The organism is Flavobacterium litorale (assembly GCF_019613795.1).
Lineage (GTDB): Bacteria > Bacteroidota > Bacteroidia > Flavobacteriales > Flavobacteriaceae > Flavobacterium > Flavobacterium litorale.
The window spans coordinates 500,644-521,005 of the sequence record NZ_CP080429.1 but is presented as its reverse complement, the minus strand read 5'-3'; the positions used below and the strand labels follow the sequence as shown (position 1 = coordinate 521,005).

Sequence of the window (20,362 nt, the reverse complement as noted above, 5' to 3'; positions counted from 1 at the left end):
TTTTGTATTGTTTTGAAGATAAAAAACTTGCAGGATTTTATTAGTCTTGTAAAAAGTGAAATAAACGGTAACTACCTCAAAAAACATCTATAGCTTTAAAAAAGGTATGAATTTTGAAAAAATACACTTTAATTTGTTCATTATAATACTATAACTCCTTGTGTTTATGAAATTAATCTCATTTTGTGTTTTATTTTTATTTGTAAATGTTACTCCCGAACTTGAAACAATAAGACAACGTTATGTTAGCGCAGCACAGTCTGAACAAAGTGCAGATAGTTTTTACGATTCACTACAAAACGTAAAAGAAGGGCAGGATGCCACCCTATTGGCGTACAAAGCCGCATCGGTAGTGCTTAAAGCAAAATATACCAAAGGGTTTTTTAGTAAAACAAGGCTTTTTAATAGGGGTACAGATTTACTGGAGGAAACGATAGAGAAATCGCCTAACAATTACGAAGCACGTCTTATACGTCTAAACATACAAGATAATGTACCTTGGATTACAGGCTATAAATCGGAGATTAAAGAGGATAAGGCTTTTTTAATGTCACATTATAAAGAGCAGCCTACCGATTTAAAGTTGTTCACCAAAAAGTACATTAAACAATCGGATGCTTTCTCGGATAAGGAAAAATTAGCCTTCAACTAAAAATAAGCACGTAACTGTACGCTACCCGTATGTATGGCTTTACTGGTTTCGCTTTTACGCCCTTGGTAATTTACATTCACATCTAAAAACTGGGTAAGGTTTTTCTGCACTAGCAAGCGCCATGTTAAGTTTTCGCCTGCTTGTAACCCCTCCAACATCTGGAAGGCTGCTGGGCTAAGCGGGTTGCCTGTAAAATCATTTTTATAAAAAGAGAATTCACCACTAGCCGTAAACTGCTTTTCGGAGGCATAATTAAACGATGTACCCAAACGCTGTTGGTATAGCGTTTCGGCATCGCCAATTTGATTTTCTTTATTTCGGTATTCATAAAAAATATCCCAACTCGCATTACGCGAAAATAAGTACGATATTTTAGGACCCACCAAGTAACTATCAATCTCATAATTTCGTGCACTATAATTCTCGGAATAGGTAGACGATGTGGTGGTTTGCCCTATAAGACCAAACAACCATGTTTTTTGCAACAGGTGTGCGTATTGCGCTTGGTGCGAACTATTATTGTTTTCCTGCGACCCTGCCGATAGCAATGTTCTAGTCCTGTTTTTTGTATAGGTATAGGTAACAGAATGGTTTTGTTTACCACGATTGTAAAAAATACTATTACGAATGCTGGATGTAATACCGAGTAGGTTTTTCTCGCCTGACGAGAAGGGGTTGAGGTCGAAGTTATCGCCATCGCGCTCCACTTTTCTATCAATTAAAAACGACGATTGGTTGTAAAAGTACGATAGTAGTTTTTTAAAGCCTGTAGCGTTTTGCCATTGGCTCGGGTTAAGTGTTAATGCTTGCGAAAATTTGTTTTGGTGGGTTCGTAAAAATACTTGGTTTGCTAAAAACACCCGTACATACTTTGCCTCATCAGGAAAAGGGGCTATCTCAAACTCTTGTAATTCCTGTATGCCGTTGCCGTTATAATCGTTCCACATATATACCCCCTGTCCAGGTTCTACCTCTAGGTAGGTAAATTCTTGTTGGGCAATAGTACCCGATGTTGTTTCGTAGGCAGTACCAACTTGTACTAATTGGTTCCAAAAACTATCATTATACAACACCCGCGAGTTGAGCGATGGTTGGTTTTGTATAGCAGCGTCTTCAAACTTTAAATTACGGTAGTTTACAAATAATGTTAGGTTGCTTTTATCGGTTTGTACCAAGCGTGATTTTAGGTAGTACGAGCGCGATGTATTTACTTTTTGTATGGCATTGCCCACCAAACTATCGTTAGCACGTTGCAAATATCCAAGCTCTACGTAAACCTTAGTACTGTCGCCCCTACCAATAAAACCCCCAAACTCAGTAAAGCGTTGGCTTAACGCCGAAAAAGTATTGGTTTCTTTTATTTTTTCTTCGTTATCTTCAAGCCTAACCGAGCCACCTACCCAGTTTTTACTAAAATGGTATTTTGCTAACGCCTCGTTACGAATAAAGGTAGACGATGCAAAATTGCTATCGCTATTTAACCAACTGCCTTGGTTTTTAATTACAAGTTTGTCCAACGTAAATAAACCATCTACCACGTGGCGCGTACCCGAAAAACTATCCGAGAAATCCAGTTGCTCCGCTTGGTAACGTACCTGCCCCTTTTTCGGGAGGTTAAATAACGTACCTGCTACCAAATAGCTTTGGTTGGCGTTGGTAATGGTTACGCCCTGCAAATTCCAATCGCGGTTAAACTCTATGTTATACAACCGTTCTATGGCTCTAAAATTATCCTGTACGTATTGGTAGTTGGTAAAAATATCCAGCTCCCAAGCGTTGGCGGTGTATAGGCGTTGCTTAGCAGCTATTTTACCCGCTACACCATTGTTATTACCATCGTTTATAGGCGAGTAGAGGTTAAGGTCGTTATTACTTACAGCCGTTTCAAAATCAATATACGTTTTCTTGTTGGGGTTGTACTTACCCATTAGGGTAGCTATTTGTATTTTGGTAGGAGGGGTAAGGCGTGTTATGGGTTCGTAATTTCCTTGTAGTACGCCATCAATAGGGGGTACGTACTCGTAAATGCGCCGTACGGCATCAATAAGGTTACCTTCGTCATCTCGGGTTTTAATAATGTAGTTTCCCTGATTATTACCTACCAAACTAAAGGTAACATTATAGAGTTCCTCATCGGGGTCAGTAGAAAACTCAAAAACCTCAAAACCATTAATGATAGTTTTACGGTACAGTATTTTATTTTCCGAAAAGCTATCTACAAATGCCGATGGCGCTACCATTTGGCTCGTATCGTCGCCTGCTTGTTGTAGTACATCGATCTGGCTTTCGGAAAGATTTTCTTGTAAAGGCTGGTTTTTTACATCGTTTTCCGAGTATACAAAACCGCCAATACTCCAACCGTCATTCTCGTGTGTAATACCGCCATAGCCCACAAATCGGGTATAGTTTTGCTGCGAATATTGGTACTCAATGTTAATTCGCATTTCGGAGGTTATCGGAAAAAGCGTGGTAAATATAATTTCGCCCGCATTGTAGTCAATAATATAATCGTTGTTTTCGCCGCGCTCTAGTAATATACCGTTTACAAAAACACGCTCCGAACCTGATATTACAAGTATAAACGATTCTTGGTTGGGACCAAGCAGTTTATAGGGGCCTTGATTACCCTCTTGCCCTATAAACGTACTACGTGCGTACTGACCGCGTACTAAAGCCGCCGCTGTGTATAGGGTGGTGCGCGCTTCGGGTTTACCAAAACCAATGGTAGCCGATAAGCCTTGAACTTTTTTATTGAAGTTAAGAAAGCTCGATTCACGATTTTCCAGAAATAAATCGCCTGCCCTAATGTTCCAGTTATCGCTAAACATCTCGATAAATATTTGGTCGAACTCATCCAGCCGTTGCGAATATCCACCTTCTTGTAAGGGGATGTTACTATCTTGTATGGAGGCACGCAGGCTAACCCGTTGCGATATTTTACCTGTTATCTGTAAATCGAGGTTGGAGTTTACTACGGCATTTTGGTTGTTGCCCACTGTAATACCGCGCGTAATACTCCCCGAAGTATTTAGCCCCTCAAACGGCTTAAAGGTAGTAATAGGGTCGCGTTTAATAGCATAGCGGTTGCCACTAACGGCATCGTTGCTTACTACCCTCGATGCATCGTAAATACTATATTTTTTGGTAAGATAACCGGGGTAGCTTAGGTAGCGCATGGTAAGGCTATCGGGCGATTTGAAACCGTTTTTAAAAACAAGGGTACTCTTCCTAAAATCAACATCGTAATAACTCGTATCAATAGCATTGCCCGCTTTATCCTGTAGCTTAAAAAATACTTTGTTAATGCTTACGCTATCTATTTGTATGGTGTCGCGCTCGGTGGTTATTTTACGGTTTTTATACGGCGTAGTAATCTCCTGCCCATATAGTGCAGCAGCAAAACATACAAATACCAGTAAAAATCCGTTTTTAAGCATTATAACTTTATAACTCCAAAATGGCAAAAGTAGTGTATTTGGGTTGAAGATATGAGATTCGAAAGGTTATTGGTTTAATGAGATTTTGTAGATTTGTCTATAATCAAATTTTAAATTATGACAAAATTAGAAGTTGAAACTTTGTTTGACACTTTTAAGTTTAAGTTGCAGTATTATCAAATAGGACAAAAGTGTTTAAAATTGTTAAATGGAAACTTCATATTTGAGATTTTATACAGAACTAGAAAGGATCATAGAAAATGGAATTCAAAATTGGAAAAATTATTAGAAGCGAATAATATTGCTGACGAAGATTACTTTCGCATCATAACAATTATATCTTATGATATTAAATTTGAATTTATATGTAAGGATGATTTATCTAAATTTTTACAGATAGATGTATTGCATAATGATTTTACAAATAAAGATTATCAAGAATTTATTGATAAAAATTATGATGAACAACTAGTTGTGTTTTTTATAGATGGAAAGATACCAAAGGAAATTCAACTTTTCAGTGAAGAGAAATATCTTCAATTAAAAAGAGAGAGATTTAATATTGTGGGGATATGGAAAAATAATAATATTTATTATGAATTTAAATATGGAGAGGTTTTTACTAACGATATCAATGACAATTACCATGAAGGTAAATATGTTTTAACGGATGATTTGATTATTATTGAGTATAAAACATCTGGAATAAAAGGTAAGAAAATTAAAGAATTATTAAGTTTTCAAAAAGATTTAAATTCTTTAATAATAGATAATATTACTTCTAAAGAAAGATTCTATTTGGGTAGATGTACAACAGAAAATTTGCCTAACTTTTATGTGCATTTACCTGATCGAGAAAAAATTTTTTAATCTTCAAATTTTTAAGGTCATCCCAAGAGTATAATTCCGATTTTCCTTCATCAAGATTCTGCAAACGTTTATCAAGCTCTTTTTCCAGTTCAGCATTGCTGTAGTTGTCCAAATCGTTTCAATTAATGTAGCCTCTCGACTGCGCTCGAGGTGACACTATCTGTATAAACAAGATAATAAATGTATGCTAGGGTAGCAGAGCCTATTTAGTGACAGGGTCAAGGGGCTACCTCCTTCGCTACTATTTGCATGGTTTCGCGGCTTACTTGCTTTAATAAAACCTCTTTATTTTGTGCTACAGTGCTAACCGATTTATCGGTAAAATGACGAATGGTGTATAACGATACGTCTTCGTTATATTTTACTTTAAACTTTTTGGAGAGTATTTTTTTAAGTGCTGTAAAGTTCCCAAACTTATCGTCTATACATACTGAGAAGCTTATTGCTGAATTTTGGATGAGGTGTACCTTCATTTTATACTGGTGCAGCAACGAGAATATCTCGCTAATGTTCTCTTCCATAATAAAGGAAAAATCGAGTGACGATACTGATACTAGCAGTTGGTTCTTTTTTACAATGTAACAGCTTGTGTGCGGTTCGAGGTCAGCACCTTTGCTCACACTTGTGCCTGCTAGTAAAGGGTTGGTAAACGATTTTACATACAACGGAATTTCTTTACGCTGTAGCGGTTGTAATGTTTTGGGGTGTATTACGGTAGCACCATAAAAAGCAAGCTCTATAGCCTCCCTATACGATATTTGGTTTAACAGTACCGCATTATCAAAATAGCGTGGGTCGGCATTAAGTACGCCCTGTACATCTTTCCAAATGGTTACACTTTCGGCATTAAGGCAGTAGGCAAATATAGCTGCCGAATAATCCGACCCTTCTCTGCCCAAAGTAGTTGTAAAATTATTTTCGTCCGAGCCTAAAAAACCTTGTGTAATATTTAGGGTTTTACGCTTTACGTTATGTGCAATGTTTTTTTGTGTTTCTTCCCAGTTTACAATAGCATCACGGTAGGTGGTATCGGTTTTAATAAACTCCCTCACATCCAACCATTGGCTTTGTAGCCCTTTGTAGTTAAAATATTGGTTTACTATGGTTGTCGATAGCATTTCGCCTACGCTTACCACTTGGTCGTACACAAAATTATAGTTGGGCGATTTGTTGTGTTTTAAAAAATACTCCAAATCGGCAAAGAGTTTATTTACAATGGTAAATACCTCGTGGTTTTCATCATCAAACAAATCCAACAATATTTGGTTGTGGTATTTTTTTACGTCTTGTATGGACGATTGCAATGCTGCCGATTTCTCGATGTAATTTTTTATAACAACCTCCAAAGCATTGGTGGTTTTACCCATAGCCGATATAACGAGCAATACATCGTTATGCCCTACTTGTTGCAATACATTATATACGTTTTTAATGCTCTCGGCATCTTTAACCGATGCTCCTCCAAATTTAAATACTCTCATGCTGTGTAACTAAATGCTTATACTGTAAGCGTAAATTTTGCAATTCCTTCCTCGTCCATTTGTACCGTGTGCCAGTTGTTAAATACGGTAGCACCCGAGCGTTTATAAAAATCGATAGCATGTTGGTTCCAGTCCAAAACCACCCATTCTACGCGCTTAACGCCTTGCGTTTTAGCAAAATTAATAACGGCTTTATACAATGCACTGCCTGCACCTGTACCGCGCTTGTTTTCTTTTACAATAAGATCTTCTAAGTGTATGGTTTTTCCTTTCCAAGTAGAGTAGCGGTTGTAAAAAAGTGCCATGCCTATTATCTCGTTATCCTGTTCGGCAACAAGGGTATTAAACAGGGGGGTGGTACCAAAGCCATCGCGTACTAAATCGTTGGCTGTAACCACAACGGCATCAGGCTCTTTTTCAAAGTGCGCCAGTTCTTTAATAAGTTCCAGCACTGAGGGCATATCCTTTGGTGTTCCTTTGCGTATGTTCATTGTATAAATTTCGGCAAAAATACATTCTATTCCCTTATTTGATAATAAATTATTTTCTTATCACAAAAATGTAGATATTTGTGCACAACTCAACTATAACGTTTTAGTAATGGAAGAACGCAACAAAACATTAGGCGAATTTATCATCGAAAACCAAGAGGAATTCAAGTATTCTTCGGGTGAATTATCAAGATTAATTAACTCTATACGTCTTGCTGCCAAAGTAGTAAACTACAAAGTAAACAAAGCTGGACTTGTAGATATTGTAGGTGCTTTTGGCGAACAAAACGTACAGGGCGAAGACCAACAAAAACTTGATGTATATGCCAATGAGGTTTTTATGCAAACGCTTGTAAATCGTGAAATTGTATGCGGTATAGCTTCTGAGGAAAACGACGATTTTATTACTGTTAAAGGTAAAGATGGCGGTAATAATAATAAATATGTACTACTTATGGATCCGTTGGACGGATCGTCCAATATCGATGTAAATGTATCGGTAGGTACTATATTTTCGGTATACCGCAGGGTAACGCCAGTAGGTACACCTGTTACTACCGAAGATTTTTTACAGCCTGGTGTAAACCAAGTAGCAGCAGGTTATGTTATATACGGCACCAGTACCATGATTGTGTATACTACGGGGCATGGTGTTAATGGCTTTACGCTTAACCCTGCCATTGGTACTTTTTACCTGTCGCACCCTAATATGCAGTTTAGCAAGGATGGTAAAATTTACTCTATTAACGAGGGGAACTATGTACACTTCCCGCAAGGGGTAAAAAATTATATTAAGTATTGCCAAACGGAGGAGAATGACCGCCCGTATACATCGCGTTACATAGGTAGTTTAGTGTCGGACATTCACCGAAATATGATAAAGGGAGGGATATACATTTATCCAACAAGCTCCAAAGCACCCAATGGTAAATTACGTTTGCTGTATGAGTGTAACCCAATGGCATTTATAGCCGAGCAGGCAGGTGGTAAAGCATCGGATGGTTTTAACCGTATTATGGAAATAAAACCTACGGAGTTACACCAGCGTGTACCTTTCTTTTGTGGTAGTTACAATATGGTGCAAAAAGCAGAAGAATTTATGGCAGATGCTCACGGTGCTAAATAAGCACTTAAGCCTAGCATATGTGTATTAAAATAAATAGTTACTGTTTTTACATTTATTTGAAAAAAAATCTAACATGCTGCAAACTAGCCGTATATAACTTGAATAGCTTATTGTTGAGTGTAAGAAGTATAAATTAGGTTAAATGGTGCTGTTAAACGTCTTTTTTTGCAGTACATCGATTTTAGGCCGCATAAAATTTGTAATTACAATTTTAATTAGTACAATTATGCTACCTACAACCACCTAAAATTTACTATTATGAAAAAAATCTTAATTTACGCATTTGCGGTTTTATCCGTCACATTTACATCGTGCTCTAATGATGAAACAACACAACCCGAAGCCGAAAACACAGAACTAACCAGCGAAGGGATAAAAGAAGCAATGGTTAATGGCATTGCAAAAGGTTTGCGTATTGATTTTACCCAGCCTACCACTTTTAGCTATACCACTAAGGCTGAAAAAGATTCTTTAATTGAAACGATAACAAAGGATATTTTTGAGATAAATTTGAACTCTCACAGAGATGAACAAGACAGGTTGATATCAGATGAGTTTGTGGTAAACATACTAATAAACGAAACTAGCAAAACGATAATAACCCAACCCGAATTAATAACACAAGTAGTTGTTAGTAGCAACCCAGAGGAAGATGATAACAAAAAATGTGGCGGGAAAGAAGGCGACGGATGGAAAAGTTATGGGCTTTGTACAAACGAAACTTGTGTGGAAGGTAAAATGAGGGAAGCCTCTAACGATTATACTTTGGTTTCGGGCAAATGCCTAGATATACGAGTAAAAAGGAATACTTTTAATGCAAGGGTATGCGCAAGGGTGGTTAATTGCTAATTACAAATAAACCTGTTTTTACCTTAATTATGTATAATAAAAAAGCCCTTTACTACTAAAGGGCTTTTTATATATATTGGTGGTAACCTTATCGGTTCATATGTTCCATTTCGTATATAAAAGTATCCAAGTCAACCTCCATAACCTGTAACGAGAGTGCTTTGTCTACAATAAAAGCTACGTTACCCGGTGTAAAGCCCAATGCCAATGCAAAACGTGTAAGCAACTCTTTTTGTCTTGGTCCTAACACATGGTCAGCATATACCATTTTAGAGAGGTCGTACAAACGCTCTAACCTTCTGGCATGCAGGTAAGGAGGGTTTACAGGATATTTTGTTGGGTTTTCCAGTATCTCTTTATATTCCTCTTCGGATATGTCTAATCGTTTGGCAAGCTGATCCAGAAACGCCTTTTCCTCGTCACTAATCACCCCATTGTCCAATGCAACTCGCACTATAGAAGAGAAATGTCCCTTGTTTCGCTCCTTAAAACCGCTATCGAATAAATCTGAAATTGACATGTTTTTACATATTATTAAGTAACCGCAAATATAAATTATATATTTTCTGCTAAAAACAATTTTGAGAAGATTTTTGTTGCAATTTTCGCAATTTTTAAATCTTTGCCCACACGCTCCCGTATTTGCTAGATAGTTCGTTGTATTTTTAACCTATACTATTGCAATATACGGGTTGTATTTAGCAATAAAAAGTAATGAATTTTCGTTTTTAAAACACTGAATAACTTAACTTTGTTGTTTAGTAGTATTACCAATGGAAGAAGAAAAGCTAAATAAGTACGACAAGGCTTATTTAAGGATAGCAAGAGAGTGGAGCCAATTGTCGTATTGCCAACGTAAAAAGGTTGGCGCAATTATTGTAAAAGATAGAATGATAATATCCGACGGGTACAACGGTACACCATCGGGCTTTGAAAATTGTTGTGAGGACGATGATAATGTTACCAAATGGTACGTTTTGCATGCCGAAGCCAATGCCATATTAAAAGTTGCCCGTTCTACCCAATCGTGCGAGGGCGCAACACTTTACATTACCATGTCGCCCTGTAAAGATTGTAGCAAGTTAATACACCAATCGGGCATTACCCGTGTAGTGTATCAAAACAGTTATAAAGATAATTCGGGTATTTCGTTCCTACAGCGTGCAGGGGTAACGGTAACTTGTATTACCGATTTGGACAATTAAACAAATGAAAATTAAAAAAATATACATACCATTACTTTTAGCCCTCTTTATGGCTATAGGGTTGTTGTTGGGTAGCTTTTTAAACTTCCCCGATGCCGAACGCGGTATGCTGTATAGTGCCAAAAAAACCAAGCTCAATAAGCTGATGGATTTTATTGAGAGCGAATACATTGATGATGTAGATGCCGACTCGATTGTAGACCTTACGGTGAATAGCATATTGAAAAAACTCGACCCGCACTCGGTATATATCGCGCAAAGCGAAATGGAATCGGTAGCGCAAAGCATGAAAGGCGATTTTGTGGGTATAGGTGTAAATTTTTATATGTATAAAGACTCGGTAGCCGTAATAAAACCCATACCAGGAGGACCATCGGAACGGGCAGGAATAAAATCGGGCGACCGTATTTTATTTGCTGGTAATACCCAATTGTACGGACGTGAGTTACCTACCGATAGTTTGTTTGCTACCCTTAAAGGCGAAGAAGGCTCGGAGTTAACACTAACCGTGTTTAGGAAAAGTGAAAACAAACAATTTAAAGTAAACCTTACCCGCGATGTAGTACCTATAAAAAGTGTAGATGCTGCCGTAATGGTAACTGATGATATGGGCTATATTAAAATAAACCGTTTTGCCGAAACCACCTACGATGAATTTCGTGCTGGTTTGGTTACCCTTAAACGAAAAGGTGCAAAAGCACTAATAATTGATTTACGAGATAACGGCGGAGGCTACCTAGAAAAAGCAGTAGATATTGCCGACGATTTACTGGCGGACGACCTTGTAATAGTAAAAACCAAAAATAAAAAAGACCACGAAGATATTACCTATGCTAGTGATGATGGCATTTTTGAAAAAGGTAAAGTATACGTGCTTATTAACGAAAATAGCGCATCGGCAAGTGAGATACTAGCAGGTGCCATACAAGATAATGATAGGGGTACTATAGTGGGCAGGCGCTCGTTTGGTAAAGGCTTGGTACAGCGCGAAATGCCCTTGGGCGATGGTAGTGCTGTTAGGCTTACCGTAGCACGGTACTACACACCGTCGGGGCGTTCCATACAGCGCAGCTATGCCGATGGGGAAGAGGCCTACTTTAACGATTTCCAGAAACGTTACGAAAACGGCGAATTGTATGCTGCCGATAGCATTACAATAGCCGATACCCTAAAATACAAAACCCTACGCGGACGAACTGTGTATGGCGGTGGCGGTATTATACCCGACGTTTTTGTGCCTATAGCAGGCAAACATGGCGACGAAGCGGTTAATATGGTAATGAAATCGGGTATTGTAAGCTATTTTGTGTTTGAACAACTGGACACTAACAGAAAAGCAATGGAAGGGCTTACCAAAGGTGAAATTATAGATAAAGTAACCAAAACGGATTTGTACTACAATGCATTTAGCAATTACCTTTCGGAAAACGGATTGGTACTACAAATAGCAAAATACAAAGAAAAAGTAAAATACTATCTTGCCGCCGAGTTTGTTAGGCAATCCATTAGCGAGAATACCTATTACCAAATGTTACTTCAAGACGATGTTATGGTACAAACGGTACTAGAGCAGTAAATAGCATTACGTTAACCAACAAAACAACAAAAATGAAAAAACTATTCCTACTATTAACATTATTCTGTATTAGCGTTACAGCTAGTGCACAAAAAACAAAAAAAATACAAACAGCTACTATAAAAACGGCTATTTCGTGTAACCATTGTAAAATTTGCGAAACTTGTGGGCAGCTTTTCGACCAAAAACTATTGCGTGAGAAAGGCGTACAAATGGTGGTGTTGGATGAAGAAGCCATGACTATTAGAGTAACTTACAACAGTAAAAAAACAGATTTACCTACCATAAAAAAAGCTATTAGTAAGCTGGGCTATGATGCCGATGAGGTTAAAGCAGACCCAAAAGCATACGAAAAACTGGATGGATGTTGTAAAATATAAATCACTTTTGCATCACTTAAAGCAAGCTGTAGTATTTTACAGTATAAAAAAAGCCCCTTAATTTTAAGGGGCTTTTTTTATGAGATATATAGCAATATAAAAGTTAAATAGCCCCAAACTTTTGTATTTAATTCTGCGCAAGCAATATCTTTGAAAAAATGTTTATTCAGCTAAATTATGTTAGAAATTACGCCTCTTAATAATCTGTCACAACATCTGGATCGCCTACTAAAAGGGCGTTTGTGGCTTAAAGTAATTATTGGTTTAATTTTAGGGGCAGCACTGGGTGTTGTAATAAATCCCTCTACAGGGTTTGTTTCAGAAAGCGTAAGTGCCTCGTTAGCCAATTGGCTGGACTTACCTGGGCAAGTATTTATGCGCTTGGTACAGATGATAATGATTCCCTTAATTTTCGCTTCTATTATTTCAGGAATTGTGGGTAATACATCAGAGAATTTAAAAACCTTTGGGTTACGATTGTTATTGTATTTTGTGTTTACTACCATTGTTGCTATTGGTATAGGTTTAGCGGTTACCCTTATTATGAAACCAGGTAAATATGTTTTTGAGCTAGGCGGATTCCCTAATAGTGGTGAGCCATTGGTTGAAACCAGCCAACAAACCAATCTTATCAAAAACATTCCAGAAAAAATTTATAGCCTTATCCCCAATAACCCTTTGGAAGCTATCCTAACAGGAGAAATGCTTGGTGTGGTAATATTTACCATAATAATTGGTGTAGCAATTACCCAGCTTAGCGAGGCTACTGCCCGACCCATTATTCGTTTTGTAGAGGCTATCCAGAAGATTTGCATGACGGTTGTTTCGTGGGCAATGATGCTGGTGCCCTACGCTGTGTTTGGTTTAATGGCAGCTCTACTATCTAAAATAGGCATCGAAATATTTTTTGGCTTGGGTTATTATATGATAGTTATTGTTTTGGGTTTACTGCTCTTAATGCTGTTTTACCTAATATTAGTAGCTACAGTTACATTAAAAAATCCATTAAAATTTCTGAGCCTAATACGCGAGCCTCAACTACTGGCATTTTCTACAGCGAGTTCGGCAGCCGTTATGCCGTTATCTATGAAAACAGCCGATGAGAAACTAGGGGTATCCTCTAATATTAGTGATTTTGTTATTCCCATTGGGGCTACCATTAATATGGACGGAACGGCATTATTTCAATGTGCAACCGCCTTATTTATGTCGCAAGCCTATGGTATCGAATTATCGGTGGTAAACTTAATACTAATTACGGCTACCGTTGTAGCAGCCTCTATTGGTACGCCTGCTATTCCGGGGGGAGGGGTTATTATCCTTGCATCGGTACTACAAAGTGCAGGAATCCCAGTTGATGGGTTAATTATTATTATCGGTATCGACCGTATTTTAGGAATGTTTAGGACTGCGGTTAATGTAACGGGCGACTTAACAGCGTGCGTAATTTTTAATAAATTTTACGGCGAAAAGTTAAACGATACCCGTATGGTTACCGAGAGTAAAACCAGCTCTGCTTAAGTTACTTTTTTCGGGTACTGTCGTGGTATTGTGCAGGTACACCATTGTTCCAAACCGTCATAATATCCGTAGCTACCGCAGCACCACTACCTGCTGCTATGGCAAGTTGGCTGCGCCACCCTGCAAGCGTACCTGTTACATAAATGCCCTCGGCAACCAAGTGGTCGTTATTTTTAAGTTGAATACGATTTTTTTTGGGCAATGCTTTACCATGCGGTATTACATACTGCATTAATCCTTCTATGTTAAAAGTGGGTGCCGAGCCTACGGCTACCACAATAGCTTTTGTAGTATAGCTGTTTTTGTTGGTAGTAACGGTAAAATTGCCCGCCTCGCCAACAACACTCATAACCTTTTCTTTTTCAATTTGTGTTACATGTGGGTACGCCTCTGTTAAATGTTGTAGGCTTTCTGCCATAATCTCCTTGCCCAGTTTACCTTGCGGTATGCCATAGGCATTATTAAATATGGCATCTTGTAACGCCGTTGCTTTTTGGTGGGTAAGTATGGCTACTTTTTTGCCTTCGGCATACGGTTTTGCATGGGCAGAGCCTAGTATTAGCGCGCCCGAAACGCCCGAAACACCACCACCAATTATAAGTACGTCAAACATGGGTAATTCAGGTGTAGGGGTTATCGTCTTGTTTTTTGGTCAATACTTTTTGCCTTTCGTAATATCAGGAGTATGCACACAGCACATAACGATGCAACAATACCAACAAGGGCAATAAGGCTATTGCCTTCGAACAAATTATTAAAATCCAACAGGGATATATTAAATATAATGAGTCCTACTGCCAGTGCGATAAGGATATAAATGAAGATTTTCATTACAATTTTAATTTAAATTATTAGCTATATTAATGGGGATTGTATTTTATTAAGATGCTATACAAATTTAATAAATGTGCTATTATATGAATAATTCTTTAACATTGGCAGCGAATAATTTAACAGCAATAGCAAGCAAAATTACACCAAATACTTTTCGGATAACCCCAAGCCCATTTGCACCCAATGCACGCTCTATTTTTGCGGATGATTTTAGTACCAAATACACCACAATAACATTTACAATAATACCTGCTATTATATTAATAGTAGCATATTCTGCTTTAAGCGAAAGTAACGTTGTCATGGTACCCGCACCTGCAATAAGCGGAAACGCAATAGGCACTATAGATGCCGTACTGGGGTCTTCGTCCTTATAAAGGCGTATGCCCAAAATCATCTCCAAAGCCAAAAAGAAAAGCACAAACGAACCTGCAACGGCAAACGAGCTTGTATCAATACCAATTAACTTTAAAATTTCTTCTCCCACAAACAAAAAAGCAATCATAATAACCATAGCCACTACCGATGCTTTTTCCGATTGGATGTGCCCAACCCTAGTGCGCAAATCTACAATAATAGGTATGCTACCCATTATATCTATCACGGCAAATAATACCATGCTAACTGTAACAAACTCTTTCCAACTGAATGCCATAGCCAAATATATTTATTTTTTTAAAGCTGCAAAATTACGCTATATAATCATCCACATCATTAAAAAAACTAAAATTTTTACAGCAATAATGTTTACCATTTTTTATACTGAGTTTCGTTATCTTTGCACGATGTTTCAACTGGGTAAAACAATAGTGTCTGAGGACATACTGGAGAATGAATTTGTGTGCAACTTATCGGCTTGCAAAGGCGCATGTTGCGTAGATGGCGATGCTGGTGCACCCCTTAGCGAGGAGGAAACCAAAATACTGGAGGGGGTTTATCCAAAAGTAAAACCCTTTTTGCGTAAAGAGGGTATAGCTGCTATAGAAAGCCAAGGCGTTTGGGTAAATGGCACCGATGGCGACCTAGAAACACCACTTATTAATAATAAAGATTGCGCTTACGTAATTTTTGATGGCAGTACCGCACTATGTGGTATTGAGCAAGCCTATAACCAAGGCTTGGTAAGCTGGAAAAAACCAGTATCGTGCCATTTGTACCCTATTAGGGTAAAAGATTTTACAGAATTTGCAGCGGTAAATTACGACCGTTGGGATATTTGTAGTGCTGCCTGCACCTTAGGCAAAGAATTACAAGTACCCTTATACAAATTTGTAAAAGAAGCACTCATCCGTCGCTTTGGCGAGGACTGGTACACGGAGCTGGAAAAAGTAGCTGCCGAGCTACAAGATAACCCTGTACAAAAGCGCCGTTAACCCCTATAAAAACTACAGTTTTGGTTAGTTTTTCTGCTAATTTTTTCGTATATTGAAACATTGTAATTGTTTAGAAATCAATGTTTTGCGCTTTTTTGTTAATGTTACGGTAATATTAAGCCGTTGTTAAAAACTCGTACCGATTGTGGATAAGTTTGCCTTTCATTTTTTAATACAAATGCCAATCTTTGTATCTCCCTATTAGCACAAAAAGCATCATTTATAACGTTATTAAAGTCACAACACTATGTCTGTAATAGAACCTATTTTACAAGAAAATAAAAACAGATTTGTAATTTTCCCGATAAAACATCACGATATCTGGGACTGGTACAAAAAAATGGAGGCTAGTTTTTGGACGGCTGAAGAAATTGATTTGCACCAAGATTTAAGTGATTGGAACAATAAATTAAGTGCCGACGAGAAGTACTTTATTAAACATATTCTTGCTTTTTTTGCAGCATCAGACGGTATTGTAAACGAAAACTTAGCCGAAAACTTTGTAAACGAAGTACAGTACCCCGAAGCAAAATTCTTTTACGGTTTCCAGATTATGATGGAAAACATCCATAGCGAAACCTACTCGTTACTTATTGATACCTATGTAAAAGATGAAAACGAGAAAGCAGGCTTATTCAACGCTATAGAGGTATTCCCTGCGATTATGAAGAAAGCAGACTGGGCATTAAAATGGATAGAGTCCGACTCTTTCGCCGAAAGGCTTATTGCTTTTGCTGCTGTAGAGGGAATATTCTTTTCAGGCGCATTTTGCTCTATATTCTGGCTTAAAAAGCGTGGTTTAATGCCAGGGCTTACATTCTCTAACGAATTAATTTCGAGAGATGAAGGCGTACACTGCGATTTTGCTGTACACCTGCACAACCACCATTTGGTAAACAAAGTACCAAAAGACAGAATACGCGAAATACTTATAGATGCATTAAATATTGAAAGAGAGTTTATTACCGAGTCGTTACCAGCGAGCCTTATTGGTATGAATGCTACTTTAATGACACAGTACCTAGAGTTTGTTACCGACAGATTATTGGTAGAATTAGGATGTGAAAGAGAATTTAACTCAACCAATCCTTTTGATTTTATGGATATGATATCGCTGCAAGGAAAAACAAACTTTTTTGAGAAAAGAGTTTCGGAGTACCAAAAAGCGGGTGTTATAAATAAAGATACGGATGCACAAAAAATTAGCTTCGACGCTGATTTTTAACAACCAACCCATTGTTACAAGTGCTGCGGTACTTGGATTATTAACCTAAAAATATTGCCCTATGTATGTAGTAAAAAGAGACGGACGCAGAGAGCCGGTAATGTTCGATAAAATAACCGATAGAGTACGAAAGCTGTGCTATGAACTTAGTGATTTGGTAGATCCTGTAAAAGTAGCCATGCGCGTTATAGAGGGGCTATATGATGGTGTTACCACATACGAGCTAGATAACTTAGCTGCCGAAATTGCAGCATCTATGACGACTACGCACCCCGATTATGCGCAACTGGCAGCCCGTATATCGGTATCCAACCTACACAAAAATACCAAGAAATCATTTTCGGAAACCATGTCCGATATGTACAACTACGTAAACCCCAGAACAGGGCAAAAATCGCCATTATTGTCCGATGAGGTGTACGAAACCATTAAGGAAAATGCTGAGGTATTAGATTCTACCATTATATACAACCGAGATTTTAATTACGATTACTTCGGGTTTAAAACTTTAGAGCGTTCATACCTCTTAAAAATAAATGGTAAAATTGTAGAACGCCCGCAACACATGCTTATGCGTGTATCGGTAGGGATTCATGTGGATGATATTGATGCAGCAATTGAAACGTACGAGCTAATGTCGAAGAAATTCTTCACGCATGCTACACCAACACTTTTCAATTCAGGTACACCCAAACCACAAATGTCGTCGTGCTTCCTGCTTACCATGAAAGACGATAGTATTGATGGGATATACGACACGCTAAAAAATACTGCCAAAATATCACAATCGGCAGGAGGTATCGGGTTATCTATACACAACGTAAGAGCAACAGGCTCGTACATTCGTGGTACCAACGGTACATCCAACGGTATTGTGCCTATGCTACGTGTGTTTAATGATACGGCACGTTATGTAGACCAAGGTGGTGGTAAACGTAAAGGTAGCTTTGCCATTTACATAGAGCCATGGCATGCCGATATTTTCGATTTCTTAGAATTACGTAAAAATCACGGTAAAGAAGAAATGCGCGCCCGCGATTTATTCTTAGCCATGTGGATGCCCGATTTATTTATGAAGCGTGTACAAGAGGATGGAGTTTGGACGTTAATGTGCCCTAACGAATGCCCTGGCTTGTGCGATGTACATAGTGACGAATTTGATGCACTATACTTAAAGTACGAAGCTGAAAAGAAAGGCAGAAAAACAGTAAAAGCGCGCGAGCTTTGGGAGAAAATACTAGAGTCGCAAATAGAAACAGGCTTGCCTTACATGCTGTACAAAGATGCAGCCAACCGCAAATCGAACCAACAAAATTTAGGTACCATACGTTCGTCCAACCTATGTACCGAGATTATAGAATACACCGCACCCGATGAGGTAGCCGTATGTAACTTGGCATCCATATCGTTACCCATGTTTGTAGAAGATGGTGTGTTTAACCACGAGTACTTATACAGCGTTACCAAGCGCATTACACGTAACCTTAATAAGGTTATTGACAGGAATTATTACCCTGTGCAAGAGGCAGAAAACTCCAACATGCGCCACCGCCCAATTGGGCTGGGGGTACAAGGGCTTGCTGATGCCCTAATACTAATGCGCATGCCTTTTACCAGTGATGAAGCCAAAAAGGTAAACCAAGAAATATTTGAAACCATTTACTTTGCTGCAGTAACCGCATCTATGGAAATGGCAAAAGAAGAAGGCGCCTACTCAACATTCGAGGGGTCGCCAATATCTAAAGGACAATTCCAGTACAACCTTTGGGGGTTAAAAGATGCCGACCTTAGCGGACGTTGGGATTGGGCATCGTTACGTACAGAAGTTATGGAGCACGGTGTACGCAACTCGTTGTTAATGGCACCAATGCCAACCGCATCTACATCGCAAATATTAGGTAATAACGAAGCTTTTGAGCCGTATACATCAAACATCTATACACGTCGTGTACTTTCGGGCGAGTTTATTGTAGTAAACAAACACCTACTGCACGATTTAGTACGACTGGGTCTTTGGGACGATAACTTAAAACAGGAAATTATGCGTGCCAACGGTTCCATACAACACATCGAGAATATCCCACAAGATATAAAAGAGTTGTACAAAACCGTTTGGGAAATGAGCATGAAGGATATTATAGATATGTCGCGCCAGCGCGGGTACTTTATCGACCAATCGCAATCGCTCAACCTTTTTATGGAAAATGCTACGTTTAGCAAACTTACCTCCATGCACTTTTACGCTTGGCAAAGTGGGCTAAAAACAGGTATGTACTACCTGCGTACCAAGAGTGCTGTTGATGCTATTAAGTTTACCCTTAATAACGATAAAAAAGCAGAAAAAATACCAGAGGCAGTAGTTACAGAAGCACAGCCAATGGCAACCACCGAGTTTCAGGCAATGATGGAACGCGCTAAAAACGCCGACCCTGACGATTGCGAAATGTGTGGCTCTTAAAAAATACATTAGTAAATTTTAATATAAAAATAGGGAGCAGCCATATACTGCTCCTTATTGCATTAAACTACTATAAATGCTACAAAACATACCATCGTCTTTTCTGGTAACCCAAGATATGCATGCCTCATCAGGAAATAGGTTTGTAAACTTGATTATTGATTTAATAATTAGAGTAGTATTAGTAAACCTTATTGATTTGTTTGGGCTACTACTGTTTTATGTTTTCGATTACGATTCGTTACTCATGTGGAATGTGAACATGAGCGAATGGGGGCAAATTTTTCTGAGCCTTTTTATTATAGCAGTTTACTACATTACTATGGAGGCCTTAACACAACGTACAGTAGGAAAACTGATAACACGTACCATGGTGGTTAATTATGATGGTACTAAGCCCGATTTGGCTACAATAGGTGTGCGTACATTATGCCGTTTTATCCCTTTTGATGCATTTACTTTTATAGGAGGCAACAGAGGCTGGCACGATACCCTGAGTAAAACCTATGTAGTAGATATCAGAAAATTTGAAGAAGCCGTATTACTAAAAAATTCTTTTGACCAAATAGGGAATCATAACGAAACAATAAACGAATAACATTATGAAAAAAGAAGCAAAACCAATATATACAGGTACCATAGCACAGGATGAAGATGGAAACTACTTTTGCGGCGATTACCTGCTGGATTACAGAAAGGTAGCTACCAGTTTTACCATTGGCGACAAAATAGCTATTAAATCGGTTATAGATAACCCAAGCGATAAGAGTTACAACCAATATCCTAAAAAATCGAAAGATTTTGAATTAGCCAATAAAAACAAGTGGGTTAAAACGGATACTGATACCCCAACCCCTGACGAAAACTAAATTTTAGCCAACACA

At 38.3% G+C, this 20,362-nt stretch carries 21 protein-coding genes; 13 read left to right on the top strand and 8 right to left on the bottom strand.

Annotation, left to right across the window (positions count from 1 at the left end; translation table 11 throughout):
• The first annotated feature begins 166 nt into the window (after positions 1–166).
• Positions 167–652 (top strand): hypothetical protein, encoded by a 486-nt coding sequence (locus K1I41_RS02305; protein ID WP_220641073.1) that lies wholly within the window; start codon positions 167–169, stop codon positions 650–652.
• On the opposite strand, the gene K1I41_RS02300 is transcribed toward K1I41_RS02305, so the two are convergent.
• The gene (locus K1I41_RS02300; RefSeq protein ID WP_220641072.1) at positions 649–4,089 is read right to left on the bottom strand and encodes a DUF8818 domain-containing protein; all 3,441 of its coding nucleotides are present in this window, start codon (positions 4,087–4,089) and stop codon (positions 649–651) included. The genes K1I41_RS02305 and K1I41_RS02300 overlap by 4 nt on opposite strands.
• A gap of 117 nt (positions 4,090–4,206) precedes the next feature.
• Between K1I41_RS02300 and K1I41_RS02295 the strand changes: the two genes are divergently transcribed.
• Positions 4,207–4,959: a hypothetical protein gene (locus tag K1I41_RS02295; protein WP_220641071.1), complete on the top strand. Its 753-nt coding sequence runs from the start codon at positions 4,207–4,209 to the stop codon at positions 4,957–4,959.
• Here the strand turns inward: K1I41_RS02295 and K1I41_RS12500 are convergent.
• From K1I41_RS12500 to K1I41_RS02280, 3 genes are all read right to left on the bottom strand, one after another.
• Positions 4,916–5,071 (bottom strand): addiction module protein, encoded by a 156-nt coding sequence (locus K1I41_RS12500; RefSeq protein ID WP_220641070.1) that lies wholly within the window; start codon positions 5,069–5,071, stop codon positions 4,916–4,918. The two genes, K1I41_RS02295 and K1I41_RS12500, sit on opposite strands and share 44 nt — an antisense overlap.
• A gap of 106 nt (positions 5,072–5,177) precedes the next feature.
• Positions 5,178–6,440 (bottom strand): aspartate kinase, encoded by a 1,263-nt coding sequence (locus K1I41_RS02285; protein ID WP_220641069.1) that lies wholly within the window; start codon positions 6,438–6,440, stop codon positions 5,178–5,180.
• A 17-nt stretch (positions 6,441–6,457) separates the two neighbouring features.
• Complete coding sequence (locus K1I41_RS02280) at positions 6,458–6,931, bottom strand: GNAT family N-acetyltransferase (protein ID WP_220641068.1); 474 nt, start codon at positions 6,929–6,931, stop codon at positions 6,458–6,460.
• A 109-nt stretch (positions 6,932–7,040) separates the two neighbouring features.
• Here K1I41_RS02280 and fbp point away from each other — a divergent pair, with 109 nt between their 5' ends.
• Positions 7,041–8,057 (top strand): class 1 fructose-bisphosphatase, encoded by a 1,017-nt coding sequence (gene fbp / locus K1I41_RS02275; protein ID WP_220641067.1) that lies wholly within the window; start codon positions 7,041–7,043, stop codon positions 8,055–8,057.
• A gap of 258 nt (positions 8,058–8,315) precedes the next feature.
• Complete coding sequence (locus K1I41_RS02270) at positions 8,316–8,906, top strand: hypothetical protein (RefSeq protein WP_220641066.1); 591 nt, start codon at positions 8,316–8,318, stop codon at positions 8,904–8,906.
• Between the two features lie 88 nt (positions 8,907–8,994).
• On the opposite strand, the gene K1I41_RS02265 is transcribed toward K1I41_RS02270, so the two are convergent.
• Entirely contained in the window at positions 8,995–9,426 is a 432-nt protein-coding gene (locus K1I41_RS02265; RefSeq protein WP_220641065.1) for a tellurite resistance TerB family protein, read from the bottom strand.
• Positions 9,427–9,679: 253 nt separating this feature from the next.
• Here K1I41_RS02265 and K1I41_RS02260 point away from each other — a divergent pair, with 253 nt between their 5' ends.
• The 4 genes from K1I41_RS02260 to K1I41_RS02245 all read left to right on the top strand — a co-directional run bounded on the left by K1I41_RS02260 (position 9,680) and on the right by K1I41_RS02245 (position 13,588).
• Positions 9,680–10,111 carry a deoxycytidylate deaminase gene (locus tag K1I41_RS02260; protein ID WP_220641064.1) on the top strand — a complete coding sequence of 144 codons (432 nt, stop codon included), beginning with the start codon at positions 9,680–9,682 and terminating at the stop codon, positions 10,109–10,111.
• A 4-nt stretch (positions 10,112–10,115) separates the two neighbouring features.
• A complete protein-coding gene (locus K1I41_RS02255; protein ID WP_220641063.1) occupies positions 10,116–11,687 on the top strand; it encodes a S41 family peptidase in 1,572 nt (523 codons plus the stop codon).
• 32 nt (positions 11,688–11,719) lie between these two features.
• Complete coding sequence (locus tag K1I41_RS02250; protein WP_220641062.1) at positions 11,720–12,067, top strand: cation transporter; 348 nt, start codon at positions 11,720–11,722, stop codon at positions 12,065–12,067.
• Between the two features lie 177 nt (positions 12,068–12,244).
• A complete protein-coding gene (locus K1I41_RS02245; protein WP_220641061.1) occupies positions 12,245–13,588 on the top strand; it encodes a dicarboxylate/amino acid:cation symporter in 1,344 nt (447 codons plus the stop codon).
• A 1-nt stretch (position 13,589) separates the two neighbouring features.
• Here the strand turns inward: K1I41_RS02245 and K1I41_RS02240 are convergent, their stop codons facing one another.
• The 3 genes from K1I41_RS02240 to K1I41_RS02230 all read right to left on the bottom strand — a co-directional run bounded on the left by K1I41_RS02240 (position 13,590) and on the right by K1I41_RS02230 (position 15,077).
• On the bottom strand, positions 13,590–14,201 hold the full coding sequence (locus tag K1I41_RS02240; RefSeq protein ID WP_220641060.1) for an FAD-dependent oxidoreductase: 612 nt from the start codon (positions 14,199–14,201) through the stop codon (positions 13,590–13,592).
• A gap of 20 nt (positions 14,202–14,221) precedes the next feature.
• Positions 14,222–14,419, bottom strand: coding sequence for a hypothetical protein (locus K1I41_RS02235; protein WP_220641059.1), 198 nt, complete (start codon positions 14,417–14,419; stop codon positions 14,222–14,224).
• Positions 14,420–14,501: 82 nt separating this feature from the next.
• Positions 14,502–15,077 carry a MarC family protein gene (locus K1I41_RS02230; RefSeq protein WP_220641058.1) on the bottom strand — a complete coding sequence of 192 codons (576 nt, stop codon included), beginning with the start codon at positions 15,075–15,077 and terminating at the stop codon, positions 14,502–14,504.
• Positions 15,078–15,207: 130 nt separating this feature from the next.
• Here K1I41_RS02230 and K1I41_RS02225 point away from each other — a divergent pair, with 130 nt between their 5' ends.
• The 5 genes from K1I41_RS02225 to K1I41_RS02205 all read left to right on the top strand — a co-directional run bounded on the left by K1I41_RS02225 (position 15,208) and on the right by K1I41_RS02205 (position 20,347).
• Positions 15,208–15,795: a DUF3109 family protein gene (locus tag K1I41_RS02225; RefSeq protein ID WP_220641057.1), complete on the top strand. Its 588-nt coding sequence runs from the start codon at positions 15,208–15,210 to the stop codon at positions 15,793–15,795.
• A gap of 247 nt (positions 15,796–16,042) precedes the next feature.
• Positions 16,043–17,020, top strand: a complete 978-nt coding sequence (locus tag K1I41_RS02220; protein WP_220641056.1) for a ribonucleotide-diphosphate reductase subunit beta — start codon at positions 16,043–16,045, stop codon at positions 17,018–17,020.
• 61 nt (positions 17,021–17,081) lie between these two features.
• The gene (locus K1I41_RS02215; RefSeq protein ID WP_220641055.1) at positions 17,082–19,478 is read left to right on the top strand and encodes a ribonucleoside-diphosphate reductase subunit alpha; all 2,397 of its coding nucleotides are present in this window, start codon (positions 17,082–17,084) and stop codon (positions 19,476–19,478) included.
• A 76-nt stretch (positions 19,479–19,554) separates the two neighbouring features.
• A complete protein-coding gene (locus K1I41_RS02210) occupies positions 19,555–20,076 on the top strand; it encodes an RDD family protein (RefSeq protein WP_220641054.1) in 522 nt (173 codons plus the stop codon).
• 4 nt (positions 20,077–20,080) lie between these two features.
• The gene (locus K1I41_RS02205; RefSeq protein WP_220641053.1) at positions 20,081–20,347 is read left to right on the top strand and encodes a hypothetical protein; all 267 of its coding nucleotides are present in this window, start codon (positions 20,081–20,083) and stop codon (positions 20,345–20,347) included.
• The last annotated feature ends 15 nt before the right edge of the window (positions 20,348–20,362 follow it).